At 62.2% G+C, this 18,130-nt stretch carries 14 protein-coding genes; 10 read left to right on the forward strand and 4 right to left on the reverse strand.

Translation table 11 applies throughout. The annotated features are described in order from the left end of the window. Nucleotides 1–29 precede the first annotated feature (29 nt). The gene (locus AC1DX6_RS10825; protein ID WP_477313002.1) at nucleotides 30–2,045 is read left to right on the forward strand and encodes a transcriptional regulator; all 2,016 of its coding nucleotides are present in this window, start codon (nucleotides 30–32) and stop codon (nucleotides 2,043–2,045) included. 19 nt (nucleotides 2,046–2,064) lie between these two features. Here the strand turns inward: AC1DX6_RS10825 and AC1DX6_RS10830 are convergent, their stop codons facing one another. From AC1DX6_RS10830 to choX, 4 genes are all read right to left on the reverse strand, one after another. After that, a complete protein-coding gene (locus AC1DX6_RS10830) occupies nucleotides 2,065–3,102 on the reverse strand; it encodes an MBL fold metallo-hydrolase (RefSeq protein ID WP_477313004.1) in 1,038 nt (345 codons plus the stop codon). 127 nt (nucleotides 3,103–3,229) lie between these two features. Beyond that, nucleotides 3,230–4,411 (reverse strand): choline ABC transporter ATP-binding protein, encoded by a 1,182-nt coding sequence (choV, locus tag AC1DX6_RS10835; protein WP_477313006.1) that lies wholly within the window; start codon nucleotides 4,409–4,411, stop codon nucleotides 3,230–3,232. Next, nucleotides 4,408–5,262, reverse strand: a complete 855-nt coding sequence (gene choW, locus AC1DX6_RS10840; protein WP_477313008.1) for a choline ABC transporter permease subunit — start codon at nucleotides 5,260–5,262, stop codon at nucleotides 4,408–4,410. Before choW ends, choV begins: the two co-directional genes overlap by 4 nt. 122 nt (nucleotides 5,263–5,384) lie before the next feature. Next, entirely contained in the window at nucleotides 5,385–6,320 is a 936-nt protein-coding gene (choX, locus tag AC1DX6_RS10845; protein WP_477313010.1) for a choline ABC transporter substrate-binding protein, read from the reverse strand. A gap of 238 nt (nucleotides 6,321–6,558) precedes the next feature. On the opposite strand from choX, the gene AC1DX6_RS10850 reads away from it, so the two are divergent. From AC1DX6_RS10850 to AC1DX6_RS10890, 9 genes are all read left to right on the forward strand, one after another. After that, nucleotides 6,559–7,170: a thymidine kinase gene (locus AC1DX6_RS10850; RefSeq protein ID WP_477313012.1), complete on the forward strand. Its 612-nt coding sequence runs from the start codon at nucleotides 6,559–6,561 to the stop codon at nucleotides 7,168–7,170. Nucleotides 7,171–7,295: 125 nt separating this feature from the next. Further along, complete coding sequence (locus tag AC1DX6_RS10855; RefSeq protein WP_477313014.1) at nucleotides 7,296–7,682, forward strand: c-type cytochrome; 387 nt, start codon at nucleotides 7,296–7,298, stop codon at nucleotides 7,680–7,682. 103 nt (nucleotides 7,683–7,785) lie between these two features. Further along, a complete protein-coding gene (locus AC1DX6_RS10860) occupies nucleotides 7,786–9,123 on the forward strand; it encodes a Mur ligase family protein (protein ID WP_477313016.1) in 1,338 nt (445 codons plus the stop codon). Between the two features lie 276 nt (nucleotides 9,124–9,399). Next, nucleotides 9,400–10,488 carry a hypothetical protein gene (locus AC1DX6_RS10865; RefSeq protein WP_477313018.1) on the forward strand — a complete coding sequence of 363 codons (1,089 nt, stop codon included), beginning with the start codon at nucleotides 9,400–9,402 and terminating at the stop codon, nucleotides 10,486–10,488. A gap of 46 nt (nucleotides 10,489–10,534) precedes the next feature. After that, complete coding sequence (locus AC1DX6_RS10870) at nucleotides 10,535–11,680, forward strand: hypothetical protein (protein ID WP_477313020.1); 1,146 nt, start codon at nucleotides 10,535–10,537, stop codon at nucleotides 11,678–11,680. A gap of 24 nt (nucleotides 11,681–11,704) precedes the next feature. Next, entirely contained in the window at nucleotides 11,705–13,615 is a 1,911-nt protein-coding gene (locus AC1DX6_RS10875; protein WP_477313022.1) for an AAA family ATPase, read from the forward strand. Between the two features lie 45 nt (nucleotides 13,616–13,660). Beyond that, nucleotides 13,661–14,965 carry a DUF6638 family protein gene (locus AC1DX6_RS10880; protein ID WP_477313024.1) on the forward strand — a complete coding sequence of 435 codons (1,305 nt, stop codon included), beginning with the start codon at nucleotides 13,661–13,663 and terminating at the stop codon, nucleotides 14,963–14,965. Between the two features lie 15 nt (nucleotides 14,966–14,980). Beyond that, nucleotides 14,981–16,105 carry a DUF2333 family protein gene (locus AC1DX6_RS10885; RefSeq protein WP_477313026.1) on the forward strand — a complete coding sequence of 375 codons (1,125 nt, stop codon included), beginning with the start codon at nucleotides 14,981–14,983 and terminating at the stop codon, nucleotides 16,103–16,105. A 328-nt stretch (nucleotides 16,106–16,433) separates the two neighbouring features. Further along, on the forward strand, nucleotides 16,434–18,113 hold the full coding sequence (locus AC1DX6_RS10890) for a formate--tetrahydrofolate ligase (protein WP_477313028.1): 1,680 nt from the start codon (nucleotides 16,434–16,436) through the stop codon (nucleotides 18,111–18,113). Nucleotides 18,114–18,130 lie beyond the last annotated feature (17 nt).

Raw genomic sequence — 18,130 nt, forward strand, 5'->3', positions numbered from 1 at the left:
CCAGCGTGGGAGCAGGCGTGGAAACAGGCGTGGAATCGAGCCAGGCCAATGGCCAGAAAGGCCTTTTCGTGCGGCTTTTCGGGCCACTGGCAATTGTGCGCGACGGCGTTCCTGTGGCTTTGCCGGCATCGCGCAAGCTGCGTGCGCTGCTCGCCTATCTGGCGCTGGCGCCCCATCCAGTCGGACGTGGTAAGCTGTGCGAATTGCTGTGGGATGTTCCAAATGACCCCAGAGGTGAGCTTCGTTGGTGTCTGAGCAAATTGCGGACCGCTCTCGACGAACCGGGGCGCGGCAGGATCCAAACCGCTGACGATACGATCGCGCTTGATCTCGATGGCATGTGCATCGACGCGCTGGATGTCGCGTCGGCGGCTGCTGCGGGAATAGAAAAGCTTGATACCGAGCGGCTGCAGGCCCTGTCGAAGCTCGTCGGCGGCGATTTCCTCGAAGGGCTGGAGATCGACCGCAACCCGCTCTTCAACAATTGGTTGACCGCGCAGCGCCGCCGATTCGGCTCCTGCCACGCGGTCATACTGGAACATCTGGTCACGACGCTCCCGACCGAGTCCGAGGATGTCTCCGCCCATCTCGAAAAATGGCTGGAGCTGACCCCGTTCGACAGCTGCGCCCACATCGCGCTTCTGACGAGACTGGCGCGGCGCGGCCAATTCGGCGCCTGCGAGGACCATCTTGCCGCCGCCGCAGCGCTGTTCCAATCGGAAGAGCTGGATTTCGGTCCTGTGCGCCAGGCGTGGCTGGCCATTCGCGCGGAACGGCCCGGTGCGATTGTGCCGGCACAGCCGGCAGCCCCACCCGCGCCGAACCAAAGTCCGATCGTGCTTGCCGGTTCCCAAACGGCAACGTCCCACAAGGCATCACTTGCCGTGATGCCGTTCGCCGAAGACGCCGGCGGCGCTCGCGGTGGGCTGGCCGACGGCTTGACCCATGACATCATCACCCGCCTCGCCAAGCTCCGGGATTTCTTCGTCATTGCCCGTGGCTCGGTGTTTGCGCTGGCTGAAAAGAACATCGCGCCGGAGGATGCCGGCCGCAGGCTGAATGTCGATTATGTCGCCACCGGCACCGTGCGCAGCCTGGCAGGCCGCGTCATCGTCGCGGTCGAACTGGCCGAGGTGCGCACGGCCAGGATCGTCTGGGCCGAGACGTTCGAGCGCAAGCCGGACGATATCTTTGCCGTCCTCGACGACATCGGCAACAGCATTGTCTCGTCGATCTCGGCCGAGGTCGAGACGGTCGAGCGCAACCGCGCCATGCTGAAAGCGCCCAACTCGCTCAATGCCTGGGAAGCCTATCATCGCGGCCTCTGGCACATGTACCGTTTCACCCGCACCGAAAACGAGCAGGCCCGGCATTTCTTCGACATCGCCTTGAAGCTGGACCCGACCTTTGCCCGCGCCTATGCCGGCCTGTCTTTCACCCATTGGCAAAATGCCTTTCAGCGCTGGGTGGACCGCGATCAGGAAAGCGCCATGGCCTTCGAAACCGCCGGGCAAAGTCTTCTGGTCGACGATCACAATCCGGCCGCCCACTGGGCCATGGGCCGCGCGCTGTGGCTGCGCGGCGAGCATGACGGCTCCCTGATCGAGCTGGAAAGAGCCGTGGATTTGAGCCCCAATTTCGCGCTCGGCCACTACGCGCTTTCCTTCGTGCATTCCCAGTCGGGCGACCCGAAGGCCGCGATCGGCTCATCAGACCACTCGCGGCATCTCAGCCCCTTCGATCCGCTGCTGTTCGGCATGCTGGGCGCGCGCGCCATGGCCCATGTCCGCCTCGGCCAGTTTGAGGAGGCGGCCGACTGGGCGTTGAAGGCGGCCGCCCGGCCCAACGCCCATGCCATCATCCTGGCGATCGCCGCCCATTGCCTGGCGCTGGCAGGGCGGCTTGACGAGGCGCGCACATTCGCCACTGCCATCCGCAAGACGCTTCCGGATTATCGTGCCGACGACTTCATCGGCACCTTCCGCTTCGAACCCGATGCCAAAGCCCTGTTCAAGCTGGCCGCCAAGCGCATCGGGTTGAATTGATCGCCAAAGGCAGCCGTCGCTAATGCACCAGCGGGCCACTCGCCTTCGTCCAAGCGTCAATGCCGCCATGGATGTGGCGGGCGCCGGCAATCCCGGCGTCCTGTGCGGCCTGAACCGCCATCGCCGAGCGCTCGCCAAAGGCGCAATAAAACAAGAGTTGCTTGCTGGTTGACCTCGCGAGTTCATGCAGCATGCCGCCCGCGGCAATGTTCTCCTGCAACCTCGTATAGGGCAGATGGATCGCCCCCGGGATGATGCCGTGACGCTCACGCTCGGAGTGCTCGCGCAAATCGATCAGCGCGATATCAGGCTTTCCCACCAGCGCCAATGCCTGCTCGGCGCTGACCGCCCAGCCGCGCCGCGCAATCTCCTCTTGATGCAGCCCAACCTTCATGTTGGCCGGCACGGCGACATCCATCATCTTGGGATTCGCCAGCTTGAGGTTGTTCATGATCTCGACATACTCGTCCATCGACTTCACCTGCAGGCGCGGGTTGAAGGCCTTTTCCTCGCCGATGGTCGAGACCGTCTCGCCCTTGTAGTCATGTGCCGGATAGATCAGCGTCTCGTTGGGAAGCTTGAGCAGGCGGCCGAAGATCGATTCATATTGCTGGCGCGGATCGCCATTCTGGAAATCGGTGCGGCCGGTGCCGCGGATCAGCAGCGTATCGCCGGTGAACACCCGGTCCGGCAGGATGAAACTGTAGGAATCATCGGTGTGGCCGGGCGTGTAGATGACGTCGAGCGACAGCCCCTCAATGCCGAGCTTGTCGCCGTCGGATAGCCGCATCGAGACCACGTCGGCCTTGGTCTGCTCGCCCATCACTGTCACGCAATGGGTCTTGTCGCGCAGCGCCCCGAGGCCGGTAATGTGGTCGGCGTGCAGGTGCGTATCCACCGCCTTGACCAGCTTGAGGTCGAGTTCGCGCACCAGCTGGAGATAGCGGTCGACCTTCTCCAGCACCGGATCGATGATCAGGGCTTCGCCACCCAGGCGGCTGGCAAGCAGGTAGGAATAGGTGCCCGAGACGGAATCGAAGAGCTGACGGAAGATCATTCTTGCCACATGCCCCGCTGCATTCTGATACCCATGGCAGGCGCAACCGTCCATGCGGCTGCGACGCTATCCTAGCGCACCGGCTCGAAAAATCGGAATCGATTTTCGGAAAAGCGTGGCCAGCGGTCTACCGCCGCAACACCGCGCTCAGCACGTCCCTGATCCCAATCGCGCCGACGAAGCGCGACTGGTCGTCGAACAGCGCCACGGGCGCGGTCTGCGAACGATGCATGGCCAGCATCACGGTCTTCAGCGACGTGCCGGGGTTGGCCCAGAACACCTGCGCCGTCTCCTCGGGTTGCGCCTCGACATCGGCGCAGGACACCCACACCGCCGGCTTGCCGTCACGCTCGGCCGCCGCCACCAGCCCGTGCTCGTCGATCTTGAAGCGCGTCGTCTTGCGCCGGTCGAGCCACACCCAGCCATCCTTGCTCTCTTCGAGGTCGCGGCGGTCGCGCATCACGTTCCAGGCCGTCAGCACCGACAACGGATTCACATTGGCGATGAAGTCGCGGACATAGTCGTTGGCCGGGCGCAGCACGATGTCTTCCGGCGCGCCGGTCTGCACGATGCGTCCGCCCTCCATGATGGTGATGTGGGTGCCGATCTTCAGCGCTTCTTCCAGATCGTGGCTGACGAAGATGATGGTCTTCTTCAGCTCCGCCTGCAGCTGCAGCAACTCGTCCTGCAGCTTTGTCCGGATCAGCGGATCGAGCGCCGAGAACGGCTCGTCCATCAGCAGGATCGGCGCTTCGGTGGCAAAGGCGCGCGCCAGGCCGACGCGCTGCTGCATGCCGCCGGAAAGCTCGTGCGCGTATTTCTTCGCCCACTGGTCGAGATGGACCAGCTCCAACTGCTTTTTGACGCGCTGCTTGCGCTCGGCTTCCGGCATGCCGGCGAGCTCGAGGCCGAGGCCGACGTTTTCCTCGACCGTGCGCCACGGCAACAGGCCGAACTGCTGGAACACCATGGCGACCTGCTTCTGCCGCAGCCGCCTCAGCGTCACCTCATCGCAGGTGACGACGTCGACCGTGCCGTCGCCGTCCTTGACCAGGACCTGGCCGCGCGAAACGACGTTCAGCCGGTTGACGGCCCGCAGCAGCGTCGACTTGCCGGATCCTGAAAGGCCCATCAGGACGGAAATCTCGCCCTCATGCACTGTCAGGCTGGCGCCGGCGCAGCCAAGCACATTGCCGGTCTTTTCGAGGATTTCGGCGCGGGTGGCGCCGCTGTCGATCAGCGCCAGCGAACCGGCTTGATCCGAGCCGAAGACGATATCGACATTTCTAAAGTCAACGGCGACGGTCATTTCTTGCCTCCAACGCCAATACGCGTCATTCGGTCGAGTACGATGGCGAGCACGACGATGGCGAGGCCGGCCTCAAGTCCGAGGTCGATCCTGCGCGAACCCAGCGCCCGGTTGATCTCGGTGCCGAGGCCGCCGGCGCCGATCAGCGCCGCGAACACCACCATCGACAGCGACAGCATGATCGACTGGGTGAGGCCTGCCATGATGGTCGGGAGTGCCGAGGGCAATTCGACCTTCCACAAGAGCTGGCTCTTGGTGGCGCCGAACGCCTCACCGGCCTCGACGATCGATTTCGGCACCGAGGTGACGCCGAGATGCGTCAGCCGGACCGAGGTCGGGATGACGAAGATGATGGTGACGATGAGGCCGGGCGCGTTGCCGAGCCCGAACAAGGTCAGCACCGGGATCAGGTAGACGAAGGTCGGCAGCGTCTGCATCAGGTCGAGCACCGGCAGCATGATGCGGTAGACCTTCGGCTTGTGCGCGGCCCAGATGCCGAGCGGCACGCCAATCGCCATCGAGGCGGCGGCGGCGGCAACCACCAGAACCAGCGTCTCCACCGTCTGCTTCCACAGGTTCTGGTTGAGGATGAACAGCAGTCCGATGAAGACGGCCACGGCCAAGCCCCTGGAGCGCTGCAGGAAATAGGCGAGCAGCGCAATCAGCGCGATGAGAATGACGGGCGGCACCAGCAGAAGTCCGTCGACGATGCCGTCGAGCAGGAAATTGAGGCCGTTGGAGAAGGCCCTGAAGATGGTGTCGAAATTGTCGGTGAGGAAGCCGAAGAAAGCCTTGCCCCAGGCGCCTATGGGGATCTTGTAGCTGACCAGGAATTTCGAAATTGGATCCATCTTACCCCTCTTTGGCAGTCGCCGTCCTTGCCGGACGGTCATCTTGTCACAGGATATGAAAAAGGGCAGCCCTTTCTACAGTGACTGCCCTTCCTGGTTCGGCCTTGCCGAATTCAGTCGGCTCAGCTTCCGAGTGCGGTCTTGACCGCCGCCGCCGCGTCGCCACCGTCGAAGGTGGTCACGCCGGCGATCCACGGGGTGACCGCGTCCGCGTGCTTCTTGAGCCAGTCGGTCGCGACCGTGTTGGCGTCGGCGCCCTTCAGGATCGCGTCCATCATCTCGCCTTCCATGTCGAGATTGAACTTCAGATTGGCGATGAACTTGCCGGCATTCGGGCATTCGGTGGTGTAGCCTTTGCGCACATTGGTGTGCACGGTGGCGGCGCCGAAGCCGGTGTCGCCCATGCCGTCGAGATAGGTGATCTTCATGGCGCCCATCACAGGATGCGGCGTCCAGCCGAGGAAGGCGACCCATTCGTTGTTCTTCATCGACTGCTCGGCTTGCGTCAGCATGCCGGCCTCCGAGGACTCGACCAGCTCGAAGCCTTCGAGATTGTCGGCCGGGTTCTTGATCATGTCGAGGATGATGCGGTTGCCGTCATTGCCGGCCTCGATGCCGTAGATCTTGCCGTCGAACTTGTCCTTGAACTTGCCGAGGTCGGTCAGCGTCTTGACGCCGGCGTCCGCGACATAAGTCGGCACGACGATGCCGTAGCCGGCGCCGGTGAGGTTTTCGCTGATGGTCTCGACCGAGCCGTCGGCGGTATAATCCTTGATGTCGTTGGTCATCGACGGCATCCAGTTGCCGAGGAAGACATCGAGATCCTTGTTCTTCAGCGACGCCATCGTCACCGGCACCGAAAGCTGGATCACCTTCGGCTCGTACCCGAGTGCGGTGAGCAGCACCGAGGCGACGCCGGTGGTTGCCTGGATATCGGTCCAGCCGACATCCGAAAGACGCACGGTCTTGCAGCTTTCCGCATCGCCGGCAAAGGCAGCACTGGTGGACAGCAAAGCCGCCAGGCCGAGGCCGGCGACAAGGGAATTCATACGCGACATTGATATTCTCCCATTTCGATTTCTTGGCGAAGCGAAGTTACGGTTTTTGTCTCCGCCTTGTTTCGTCAGCCAAACACCATTCTGGTGCGGTTTCAAGCGCCAAGGCAATCACGATCAACGGCGCGGACTGGCCGATGAGCGACACGTCTGCCGCTTTTTTGATGGAAGGCGGCTTTTTCAGGGGAATGGCGCTGGCGCCCCCTCCCCGCGCGGCGACAACTCGGCTTAAAAGGACGGCATGGCCAAGCTCTACTTCAACTATGCGACGATGAACGCCGGCAAGACGACGATGCTGCTGCAGGCGTCGTACAATTACCGCGAACGCGGCATGACGACGATGCTGTTCGTTGCCGGTCACTACCGCAAGGGCGATAGCGGGCTGATCTCGTCGCGCATTGGCCTGGAGACCGAAGCCGAAATGTTTCGCGATGGCGACGATCTGTTCGCCCGCGTCGCCGAGCATCACGATCACACGACGGTGCATTGCGTCTTCGTCGACGAGGCGCAGTTCCTCGAAGAGGAGCAGGTGTGGCAGCTCGCCCGAATTGCCGACCGGCTGAACATCCCGGTCATGTGCTACGGCCTGCGCACCGATTTCCAGGGCAAGCTGTTTTCCGGTTCGCGCGCGCTGCTGGCCATCGCCGACGATCTGCGCGAAGTGCGTACCATCTGCCGCTGCGGCCGCAAGGCGACGATGGTCGTGCGTCTCGGCCCGGACGGCAAGGTGGCCAGGCAAGGCGAACAGGTGGCGATCGGCAAGGACGTCTATGTCTCGCTCTGCCGCCGCCATTGGGAAGAAGAAATGGGCCGCGCCGCGCCCGACGATTTCATCGGCTTCATCAAGGCCTGACGACGGCGATCGAAATGGCGATCCGGCAAGCAGTCGCGGAAATGGTGGCGCACCAGCTGTGAAGCTGCGTTTGTTAAGGCCTCGGTCCTATTTTGTGCTCCAACCAGAACTCATCGGGGTCAGCCATGTTTCGAGCCGTTTCGTTTGCAGCAGCATTTCTTCTTGGCGTCCTTGCCGCGCACGCGGATGGCGACGCCGCGCTCGGCAAGAAGGTCTTCAACCGGTGCATGGCCTGCCACGAGGCGGCGACCGATCGCGACAAGGTCGGCCCGCATCTGCTGGGTGTCGTCGGCCGCACCGCAGGCACCGCCGCAAGCTTCCTCGGCCACTACTCGGAAGCTATGACAAGCGCCGGCGCCGCAGGCCTTGTCTGGGACGAGGCCAATCTCACCGAATACCTCAGGGCTCCCAAACTGAAAGTGCCCGGCAACAGGATGGCGTTTGGCGGTCTTAGCAACGATGACGACATTGCCAATGTCATCGCCTATCTGAAGGCAGACCCGAAGCCCTGAACCATCGCCGCGGCAGCGCTGCGTACGCGACATGCAAGGGGTTGCATGCGGCGCTGCGCACGCACAGAGTGCCCCACGGTGTCGAACCGGAGGGCATCGTTTCATGCGCACCGTTGCCGAGCGGGCGACGCTGATGCTCGGCCTGGACCGGGCAGGACGGACGCGAACTGCTTTTCGCGCCATCAGGAAGCGTTGTCATGTCGAGCTCGCGCGCCGGCGGCGACGGCGCAGCAAGGCCATGGTGATCGGCATTACCGGGAGTTCGGCCAAGACGACGACGGCAGAACTTCTGGCTTTTATCCTCGACTCGCAAGGACGCGTCCATAAGCAGACCCATGGCAACACGTTCAAACCCCTTGTCGAAGGGCTCCGACGTCTGTCACGTGACGCCGACTACGCGGTGGTGGAGGTGGCCGCTGGCGGCAAAAGCCGCGTGGGAGCGATGGCATCGCTGCTCAAGCCGCACGTCGCGGTCGTCACCTTGGTTGCCGACGAACACAGAGCCATCTTTCGCGGCGCCGACGCCGTCGCTACCGAAAAGCAGGCGCTGGTCCAGTCGCTTCCGCCCGAGGGCCTGGCCATGCTCAATGCCGATGACGCGCGTGTCGTGGCGATGGCAGCAGCAAGCGCGGCGCGCGTCGTAACCTTCGGGCGCGGGGACCAGGCCCGTTACCGCGCCACAGACATCCACGCCGCCTTCCCGCAGCGGCTGACAATGCGTCTGACTTGGCCCGGCGGCTCCCTTCACTTGCATACGCGCTTCATCGCCGAGCACTTCTGGCTGCCCGTAGCGGCGGCCGTAGCGAGTGCCATCGAACTAGGCCTAGATCCAGAGCGCATCGGCGAACGGGTTGCGCGTTTCGAGCCCCTGTTCAACCGCTGCGGTGTGCTGGAGGTCCCGCACGGGCCGACCTTCCTGATCGACACGATCAAGGCGCCGCTCCATTCCCTCGGGTTGGCCTTCGCCGCCTTGGATCGGGCTCAGGTGCCCCACAAGCGCGTGGTGCTCGGTCATATTGCCGACTATGCCGGCAAGGCCAGCAAAGCCTACCGCATGGCATACCGGGACGCCCGAGCCGTCGCCCAGGAGATCATTTTTATCGGTGAGCATGCACATCGCGCGGCGCCCTCGGATGAGGACCGCAACAGCGGCCGGTTCCACGAAATGCACTCGGTGCGCAAAGCCGCCGATCATATCAGGACCACCCAACGCCCGGATGAGCTGATCCTGATCAAGGGCTCGCGCAACCTTCATCTGGAGCGCATCGGCCTCGCGTTGACCAGGGACGTTCAGTGCTGGGAAGACCTCTGCGGCCAGGACTTTAGCTGTTTGCACTGCGGCAAATATGGCATTCCGTTTGAAAAACACCGTGATATCCGCGCGGCAGAAAAGCGATCACGGCGATGGTGGCGGCGGCTTTTTTCCCGCCCGTCAGCCTGACGGCCCGAAAACGCGGCCGAGGGCCGGCTTGACGTCGGCAATGCAGGCGCAGAGGATGAGCAAGAATCCGTCGGGGGCCACCAGATCAGCCGCCCACACAGGCCAATGGCAGCCTGTCGATCCGAAAATCATGGCATGTTCACGGTTCCATTGTGTTTCAAGAGTGGAGCGAATGCTTTTGTTTTCGTGCCCTCTGTTGTCTTGCGTCTTTCATTCCCCGGATGCCCCACATATATTCGCGCCGACACGAAACTGATGCCGAAGCGGGAGGCCCCTATGGCGACATTGCAGAATTTCGATGCCGAAATTGCCAAGACCAAGCAGGTCGTGCAGGACATGCGCACCAAGATCGAGCAGTCCGGCACCGTGCTTGATACGCTGGCCACCGCCGACAAGAAGATCGGCGACGCCAATTTCGACATCGAAAACGCCCGCATCGAGGATGTGCTGAAGCAGCAGAAGGTGATGGAAGGCAACATCGCCGACCTGATCATCGGGCTGGAGGACGCCACCAACGTCTTCGGCGCCGAATTCGAGAGCATGAAGAATTACACCGGCTGGGAAAATCTCGTCGGCGTCTTCTCCGCCCAGAGCAAGCAGCGCATGCGCACCGATCGCGTGCGCAACATGTCGCTGGCCGGCAATTTGCAGGAACTGCTGGCGAAGTCCGACACCATCGTCGGCATCCTCAAGGCGCAAAAGGAAGTTCTCGACCAGCGCTATAAGACCTCCGAGGCCAGCCTGGCGCAGGTGATCGAGCGCCGCAAGGTGACCATGGCCAACCTCGAAGCCGTGCAGAAACGCATCGAGGAGGTCAATCCGCTTCTGCTCGACATCGAGAACAAGATCGCGGCGTCGACCAGCCAGAAGGAGCGCACCCAGCTTGAGGGCGAGCGCTCGAAACTGGCCACCGAATACAACGAAAAGCAGGCCAAGGAGCAGGAATTGCTGGCCGAAAGCCAGACACTCGAGCGCTACACCTCGATGTTCCAGACCTTCGTCGATTCGCTCAACAACCAGATTGCGGCGCAGTCGACGCTGATCAACAAGCTGACCATCGATACCGAGCAGCGCATCGTGCTCTACAAGGCGCTGGAAGATTCGCTGAAGACCGCGGCCCAGCAGGACGTCGCCCACAAGATCAACACGCTGGGCAGCCAGGTCGACAACACCGCCGAGGAGACCATGGCCGGCATTGGCGCTGCCTCGCAGAAGCACATTGGCGATCTCCTCGAAATGCACGAGAAGAACATGGTGGCCAGCGGCGACATCCAGCGCCGCAAGAAGCTGGCCGACGACGCCTTCGCCCGCCGCTTCGACGAGGTGCTGAAGAAGCACAATTCGGCAGACTACGTGCAGTCGTAAGGGTGCAGCCACCGCCCGCGTCCATGGCCAGCCTGAGAGCACTAGCATGACCCCCGAAAACGAAGCGGCGGCACGCTATTTTTCGGCGATCACGGCTGCACTCAGCGGCCTTGAAGTGTTCATGCGCGACGACCGTTCGCCGCTCTACCGGCACGGCATCGTCGCCAAGATCGTCGCCGAATATATTGCCCGGCTGGACAAGTCCTTTACCTGCTGGCGCAACCGGCTGGGCTTCATGGACACGTTCCGCATTTCGCGCGCCGAAAGCGGTTTTCCGGTCTTCCAGAACCTGCTCGAACTGGAAAACGACCGCCGCCAGGCCGACAGCCGCCTCGCCAACATCCCGCTGGCCGGCGAGTTGCGCGAGGAAATGGCCGACTTCATCCTGCGCCACAAGGAGTTCCCCGAGGCGCTGCAGAAGTCGATGGCCGAGCGGCTCTATCTGGAGGACGTCAAGAGCGAGCAGACCTTCGGCCCCTTCTCGCTGGCGCAGACGGCAAAGGTCTCGGTCAATCCGAAGACCGGGTGGCCCTATTATCTCGTCCACTGGGCCAGTTTCGACGGCAGTGCCAACCTGCCGCTGGTCTACATGGTGACGGTGGAGGATTCTTCCGAAGACATGATCCGCCAGCTCGTCGACAGCAGCGGCAAGCTCAACGACAAAGTCGACATTCCGCTGCCCGTCGACGGCTTGCTCAATCCCGAGCTTGCCCATCGGTTCGACGATTTCACCGAGAAGAACTCCGCCTACACGCTGTCGCCGGCGACCATCGCAGTCAATCTCGACAAGGATTTCGAGCCGCTGCACCCCAAGCAGCTGCGCCGCGTCGTGCTCGGTCCTTTCTATTCGGCAGGCATTACCGACAACAACTCGACGGTCACGGAAGTGCTGGCCAAGGTGCGCAAGCCGGAAAACGCCTGGCTGCTGACCTGGACCATCCAGGAAGTCTATTCGAAGGGCGAAAAGCCCGGCCGCAAAGGCCTGTTCTCCAGCGAGAAGACGACGCAGGAGTTCTTCATCAACACCGACGATCTGGAAGCCGCGCGCCAGGGTGTCTCTAGCTACGAGAACCACGCGCTGATCCCGCACGAGGCCTATCAGGCGCTCTACGCCGCCGGCGAGGCACAAAAGATCTTTTCCGGTTACAAGGTCCACATCCTGTCAAACGGGCAGGTCATCTCAGACGTCTGACCGTCACACCACGGAGCATCCTTCATGGACACCGGCCTGACCACCATCCCGGAAGCCGCAATCGAAAAGCACCGCGCTACCGCGCAGAGCTTCATCACCCGCGTCGTCGTTCTGGAAGATCCTTCACGCGAATCCGGCACCGCGCTTGCCGGCACCAACCGCCGTTTTGTCTCGACCGTCTCTGTTGGCTCGGTGCGGCGCACGCGCGAAGTCGAGCTTACCAAGACCGTCGCCGCCATCCATCCCGACGATCAGCTGATGAGCATCCCGCAGCACACGCTGCTCTATCGCGCCCGGCGCGGCCTGGCGATTGCGCTCGCCATTTCCGATGTCTTCGCCGAAGGCTCCGACCTTGAGAGCCTGCAGGCGAAGAACACCCGCGCCCCGCTCGAAGGCGACGAAGCCACGACCTTCAAGAAGCTTCTGTCAGCCTCGGCTTACATTTCGGCCTTCAGCCTTGCCTCCTATCTGTTCCAGCTGGTCGACAGCGACGGCGAGGCGCCGAACGACATCCCCGAGCCGGACTTCCTGTTCGACACGCCGCAGGACGCGGTGAAGTCGATCGTCGCCGGCCTCGACAAGGCGATTGCCGGCTCGAAGGACGATGTCGATCTGATGACCAGGGCGCGCGCCTTTGCCCGTGTCGCTATTGACGGGCTCTTGGCCCGCAAAGGCCGCTTCGACGGCATCGGCCCATTCGAGAACGCCCATATCCGCATTGACGCCGACGATTTCACTCTGGATGGTTTTGACGTTGCGCCGGGCAAGCGCTCGAAACCGCTGGTGATGACCTTCAAAAAGCCGGAAGAGGTCGTCGGCAACCACATCGCCAAATACCAGTCGGTCAAGCTCGCCAAGATGTTGATGGCCTATGATTTCGAGCGCGAGCTGAACCCGTTCGTCGAGCTCGGCGGCTTCCTGTTCACCTTCATCGGCGATGGTGCGCCCGGCACCGGCAAGACGACGCTGATCCAGATGATCGCCGGTCTCGTCAACGACTACTGCCAGGTCGCCGGCTACCCCTTTGCCTACGAGAATTTTGGCGTCGACCAGATCTCCTCCTATCAGGGCAAATCCGGCCAGAACTGCCGCCAGTTCATCAACAATGTGCTGAACCCGCGCGTCATCGGCTTCGGCACCATTGACGACATCGACCAGGTGGCGGCCAGACGCTCCGATGACCGTGCCTCCGCCGGCCAGCAGGAAATCACCGGCGTCTTGATGGACGCCTTTGCCGGCGCCGGCACCGTGGTGCGCGGCAACTGCGCGTTCGGCATGTTTTCCAACTACCCCGAGAACGTCGACGATGCGCTGCGCCAGCGCGCCGGCGCCCGTTGGCTGGTCGACGGGCCGCAGAGCCGCGACGACTACATCGACATTTTTGTCCTGCTGGCGGGCAAGAACCACAAGATCCCGCTTGGCGACCACAAGCTCTATGCCGCCCAGGAAATCCAGCGCGCGGTGACCGAAGCCTATGAAGAGCATGAAAAGCCGCAGGAAGACGGGCTGATCAAGGTCTACGAGCGCTACATGAAGGAGAACGGCGCGCCGAAATCGATGGCCGACATCGGCACCTATCTGCACATGATCAAGGACGCTGAGCCGCGCTTCACCGGCCGCGCCATCAAGAACGTCACCGACGCCATCAAGATGCGCGCCATGGACATCGAATTGCCGGATGAGTGGTTCGAGAAGCCGGAAGCCTTCATGCACAAGGGCTACGACGACAAGAAGGCGATGATCGAGGAACTGCGCGGCCCGTTCTCAATGGACATGGTCATGCAGGAGGTCAACCGCTACGCCGACTCGGAGTTCCGCTATTCCGACAAGTCCGACGATGCCGCGGTCACCAAGATGATCCGCGACACCCGCCTGCGCGACCGTGCGGTGCGCGAGATCGAGGAGATGAAGAAAAAGGGGCTGTGGAATGCGTGAAATGCGCCGCCGCCCCCCTCTCCCCGTAAACGGGGAGAAGGAAGAGTGAAAACCGCCAAAAAACCCGACCTTCTCCGCGACAATGAGCTGATCTACGGCCGGCTGCTGACGGTTGACGAACCGCATCTGATCCAGCGCTACAACAAGGCGATGGTGGCCTTCGGGCTCAAAGCAACCAAGCTGAAGAGCTTCCAGATCGATCGCACCGGTTTTTCGCCAGAAGTGGCCGAGGAATGCGGCGATTACGACTATCTCGATCCCGACGAGGTCAATCGCCGCTTCATCATCCTGACGCCGTCGCAGATCGACCTGCCGGTGGTCCACACCGCCTTTTCGAACACCTCGCAGCTGATGTTCGAGTTCATGTCGAAGAACCAGCGCGCCATCGACGCGCTGACCATCAAGGACGTGATCTACGGCGAGATCGAGGATTCTGTCCCCAAGGTCAACGACATCGAGGACCTGTTGTCGATCAGCCAGGTCGAGTTCAAGGTGCTGTCGGCGGAGGACGTGCTGGGCAAGGCGGCCGAGCTCGGCAAGCTGGTCGACCGGCTGAAGCAGGAACCAGACGCCTGGCGCGACAACACCATGCTTACCCGCATGGTGGAGCTGGCCAAGATCTGTGGCGACATCCGCGAGAATGCGCTGGTGCCCGATCAGGTGATCTTCCGCCACAACGCTTACTGGACCAGCCATTTCGGCGGCCTCTACGTCTTCGTCGATCCCGACATGACGACGGTGATCAGCGATCCGGCTGCACCCGGCTTCCGCCGCTCGCGGCCGTGGCAGGTGAGCTACATCTCGATCAGCGATGCCGACAAGGTGTTCAAGTTCCTCGCCTCGACCGGCCGCATCGAACTGCCGCGCGCCTCGTGGATCGAAACCTCCGGCTATCTTGAGCACCGCGCCGAAATGGTGGTGCGCGCGCTGATCCGCGACTCCGAGCCCGACCGCAATCTGACCGACGTCGACAAGGTCTGGCTGCAGACCTGGATTCACGGCCATGCCGACCTGATCACGAGGGACGGCAATTTCCCCTTCCTCAACGCTGCCAAGCGCGAGATTTCCCAGCTTGGCCATCTCAAGATCGACGACGTGTTTCCGCAGCAGCGCTTCCTGGTGATCCGGGCCAAGCCCGATCATCCCGATGCCTGGCTGACCAATCAGCTGATCTCGGATTTCGTGCCGCAGGACTTCGTCTCGCGCTATGTCTTCAACAAGCCGGGCTTCTACAGGGACTATGACGGCTACAGCGACGCCTGGCGATCGCATGTTGTGGACGTTCTGAAAACCACATATTTGAAAGACAAGGTGGCGTTTCGCACACGCCTCTATGGCCTGACTGACTGAGGGGTGAACACAGCCATGCTTGATCCGATCGTGAATTTCTTCACCCGCATTTTCCAGTGGATTGGTCGCGGCATCGGCCTGCTGATCGGTGTGATCCTGTGGCCGTTCCTATGGGCCGGGAGCTGGTATACGCAGCGCGGCTGGATCCTGAAGGCGGTGGTCGGCCTCGCTTTACTGGTGCTGCTCGGTCTCTACGCGAATTTCTTCTACGCCACCCAGTGGTGGAACAAGTTCGATCCCAACTACGTCGACAAATATACCTTCGAGAACCGCAACGTCTCGGCCGGTGAACAGGTCGCGGCCGGCGCCGGCACCGATACGGCCAAGACCTGCGGAAACTCAGGCATAGCCCAGGTGGCGGCCGACCTCACCGACTTCAACGTGAACCAGAATGCCTGGATCTCGTCGATGATCCTCTACAAGCTCGGCCTGTTCGGCATCGACTGGGATCACACGCCGTGGATGGACAACAAGGCTTCGTTCCAGCGCGGCGTCAACCAGGCGGTGCGGCGCACGGCGACCGAACTGGCCGACAATCTTGGCCGCGTCCGCACGACATCGCAGATCGACGCCGATCTGCAGGACGCGCGCGGCAATCTGCAGTTCGACGAGGAGACCTGGTATTTCGGCCTGAACCCCTTCGGCCCGAAGACCCCGACCCCGAGCTACTATCGCGATGCCGTGAACAAGCTGCGCTCTTTCAACGCCCGGCTGGCCACCTGCCAGGCGACATTCGACGCCCGCGCCGACAATCTGAAGCAATATATCGACCGCATCTCCTCTGATATCGGCTCGACCTCGGCGATCCTCAAGGAACGCGCTGAAAACCACAACAATGGCTGGTTCGACTTCCGCGCCGACGACCGCTTTTGGTTCGCCTATGGCCAGCTCTATGCCTATTACGGGCTGATGAAGGGCGCCCAGGCCGATTTCGAGGACGTGATCAAGGAAAAGCATCTCGGCAATCTGTGGGACACCATGGACTCGCAGTTCGTCTCGGCGCTGCGCATCCAGCCCTTCATCATCGCCAATGGCCGCGAGGACGGCTGGATCATGCCGACGCATCTGACGACGATGGGCTTCTACGTGCTCAGGGTCCGCTCCAACATGGTCGAGATCAGCAACGTGCTGACCCAGTAGCGCGTAGCAATACATCGACAGCGATGGCGAATTTGCGCCGTCGCCTCTGTCGCATTCGGTGCATTGTGCGGCTGTTTTGAGACGGCGGAACAGCGCCCGCTCTGGCTTCTATACGGCGCGGCAACCGGCGCGAAAAAAGACCCATGGCAGGTTCTGCCGGTAGCTGAAGCATTTTTCTTCATAGGAAACATAGTTGCATGCAAGTTGACGCCACGGCAGCGACAGGGTTAGAACATGCCCGCGCGCCTAACGGCCGTTTCGAATTGCTTGCGACGACCATAGTCACCAAACCCGTCCCCTCCATCGTCCAATCCAGAGGAAAGCCGTCATGGCCGAAGTGAAGTCCGACATCGAGATCGCGCGCGGCGCCAAGAAAAAGCAGATTCAGGAGATCGGTGCCAAGATCGGCATCCCGACCGAACACCTCCTGCCTTACGGCCACGACAAGGCGAAAATATCAGCCGAGTTCATCAAGTCGGTGAAGGGCAAGAAGGACGGTAAGCTGATCCTCGTCACCGCCATCAACCCGACGCCGGCCGGCGAAGGCAAGACGACGACGACGGTCGGCCTCGGCGACGGTCTCAACCGCATCGGCAAGAAGGCGATCGTCTGCATCCGCGAGGCCTCGCTCGGGCCGAATTTCGGCGTCAAGGGCGGTGCTGCTGGCGGCGGCTATGCGCAGGTCGTGCCGATGGAGGACATGAACCTCCACTTCACCGGCGATTTCCACGCCATCACCACCGCGCATAATCTGCTTTCGGCGCTGATCGACAACCACATCTACTGGGGCAACGAGCTCGGCATCGACACCCGCCGCGTCGTCTGGCGTCGCGTCATGGACATGAATGACCGGGCGCTGCGCGAGATGATCTGTTCGCTCGGCGGCGTCGCCAACGGCTTTCCGCGCGAAGGCGGCTTCGACATCACCGTCGCCTCGGAAGTCATGGCCATCCTGTGCCTGGCCACCGACCTCAAGGACCTGGAAAAGCGCCTCGGCGACATCATCGTCGCCTATCGCCGCGACAAGTCGGCCGTCTATGCCCGCGACCTCAAGGCCGACGGCGCCATGGCCGTTTTGCTGAAAGACGCCATGCAGCCCAATCTGGTGCAGACGTTGGAGAACAACCCGGCCTTCGTCCATGGCGGCCCGTTCGCCAATATCGCGCATGGCTGCAACTCGGTCGTCGCCACCACGACAGCACTGAAGCTTGCCGACTATGTCGTCACCGAAGCCGGCTTCGGCGCCGATCTCGGTGCTGAAAAGTTCTTCGACATCAAGTGCCGCAAGGCTGGCCTCAAGCCGGCAGCGGCGGTCATCGTCGCCACCGTGCGCGCCATGAAGATGAATGGCGGCGTCAAGAAGGAAGACCTCGGCAAGGAAAACATCGAGGCGGTGAAGAAGGGCTGCGCCAATCTTGGCCGTCACATCGAGAACATCCGCCAGTTCGGCGTGCCGGCGGTGGTTGCCATCAACCACTTCTATTCCGACACTGACGCTGAAATCCAGACGATGAAGGACTACGTCGCCTCGATGGGCGAAGAAGCGATCCTTTGCAAGCATTGGGCCAAGGGATCGGCCGGCATCGAGGAACTCGCCAACAAGGTGGTGGCGCTGGCCGAATCCGGCGCCTCGCAGTTCGCGCCGCTCTATCCCGACGCGATGCCGCTGTTCGAGAAGATCAACACCATCGTCCAGCGTATCTATCGCGGCTCCGAAGCGATCGCCGACAAGTCGGTGCGCGATCAGTTGCACGCTTGGGAGCAGGCCGGCTACGGCCACCTGCCGGTGTGCATGGCCAAGACGCAGTATTCCTTCTCGACCGACCCGAACCTGCGCGGCGCGCCGACCGGCCACACCGTGCCGGTGCGCGAGGTCAGGCTGTCGGCCGGTGCCGGCTTCGTCGTCATCATCTGCGGCGAGGTCATGACGATGCCCGGCCTGCCCAAGGCGCCATCCTCGGAAAAGATCTTCTTGAACGAGATCGGCCAGATCGAAGGGTTGTTCTGAGAGCATAGGTCAACTGA

The sequence above is a fragment of the Mesorhizobium sp. P2_C4 genome (assembly GCF_056404575.1).